Raw genomic sequence first — 1,795 nt, 5'->3', positions numbered from 1 at the left:
TATTAGCTATTAACAGCTAAACAAAATTAAAAAACATGGGAGGTGTATTTTTATGTTGCCAGCCCTTCGCTCACATAAAAAAATATAAAAAATTTGTCAAAAAACATATAAAAAATCTCCAACTATCAGAAAAAGATAAGGAAGTTTACGAAAAACTAAAACTCCTTAATCTGGATCCTCTCCGCCCAATAGTTGAACCTCTATACAGTCCTTCAAAAGGTTCTACTGCCAGAGCTCCTGGGTTGTCCAAGAACCTTTTTCTTCCCAAACTACTTTTCGCTCTCTCCTAATATATTGTTATCAACCTTACCTATCCATTTGTTGAGAAAGCTCACCGTTCACCGCAGAGACGCAGAGAAGAAGATTAAAATTTATTGTAACTATTCAGCCACAGATGGACACGGATGAAACACTGAAAATTCATAATCCGTGTCCGTAATTAGGCTCAAGGCTGAAGGCTGAAAATTCAGATATAGTGCCTTGTGTCTCCTCTCCTTCTCCGTTTCTCCCTTTCTCCGTTTCCCCCTTTCCCCATTTCTCATCTGCCCTCTGCCGTCTGCTCTCTGTATTTATCCGTGCTAATCCGTGTTAATCAGTGGCTGAATAGTCGTTTTTCTCTTTATTAATCAACTCCTCCGCAATCTGGACGGCATTTAGTGCCGCACCTTTGCGGATGTTATCAGCAACTATCCATAAGTCTAAGCCGTGCTCAACAGAGGTATCTTTTCTTATCCGACCAACATAGACCGGGTCTTTATGTGCGGCATTGATGGCTAACGGATATTCATTATTTACCGGGTTGTTAATTACTTCCACCCCTTTTGCCTTCTGAAGTATTTCCCTTGCTTGTTGAGGGGTTATTTCTTTTTCAAACTCTACATTTACCGCTTCTGAATGGGAAAAAAATACAGGCACCCGGACAGTCGTGGCACTAACTCTGATTGTTTCATCACCCATAATCTTCTTTGTCTCATTGACCATCTTCATTTCTTCTTCAGTATAACCATTTTCCAGAAATTTACCTATATGAGGAATAACATTAAACAAAATCTGATGTGGATAAACCTCTATCGGCAGTTTATATTCTCCAATATAAGCCATTATCTGGGCTTTTAATTCATGGATGGCTTTACCACCAGTGCCTGAGACAGCTTGATAAGTAGCGACCACGATTCGTTTAATTTTAGCAAAATCGTGAAGTGGTTTTAATACCACAACCATTTGAATCGTCGAACAATTAGGATTAGCGATAATACCTTTATGCCAGGCGATATCTTGAGGATTAACCTCGGGCACAACCAATGGGACATCCTTATCCATCCGAAAGGCACTACTATTGTCGATGACGACTGCACCTGATTTGACCGCATAAGGTGCAAAATCCTTACTTCGTGAGGCACCTGCAGAAAACAAGGCAATCTCAATACCCTTAAATGAATCCTTAGTCAGTTCAAAAACCGGTATTGGTTGATTTTTAAACTCTAATTTTCTCCCTACCGAGCGCGATGAGGCAAATAATTTTAACTCTGCAACCGGAAAATCTCTTTGCTCAAGAACCTTTATCATTTCTGTTCCCACGGCACCCGTCGCACCCACAACCGCAACTTTATATCCACTCATACTTCTATACCTCCTTCTTTTTGGGTAATCGTGCCTTTCACGAAATTTACAACATGTTGATTTGCTTGTAGTTACAGATGCACTCTTTTTCTTATTGCCCTCCTGCCATCTAACTCCTTGATTTCAAAAGAGTTGCAAACGTCAATTTCTTGCTTTTTTTTGATTTTCACCCCTT

The 1,795-nt window shown here is 40.0% G+C and carries 1 protein-coding gene; it reads right to left on the bottom strand.

Annotation, left to right across the window (positions count from 1 at the left end):
- Positions 1–588 precede the first annotated feature (588 nt).
- Entirely contained in the window at positions 589–1,620 is a 1,032-nt protein-coding gene (locus tag AB1422_19215; protein ID MEW6621431.1) for an aspartate-semialdehyde dehydrogenase, read from the bottom strand.
- Positions 1,621–1,795 lie beyond the last annotated feature (175 nt).

Source organism: bacterium (assembly GCA_040757115.1).
In the GTDB taxonomy this organism is placed as follows: Bacteria; UBA9089; CG2-30-40-21; order CG2-30-40-21; family SBAY01; genus JBFLXS01.
Note: the sequence above shows the minus strand (reverse complement) of the source record. Positions and strands in the feature narration are given on the sequence as shown.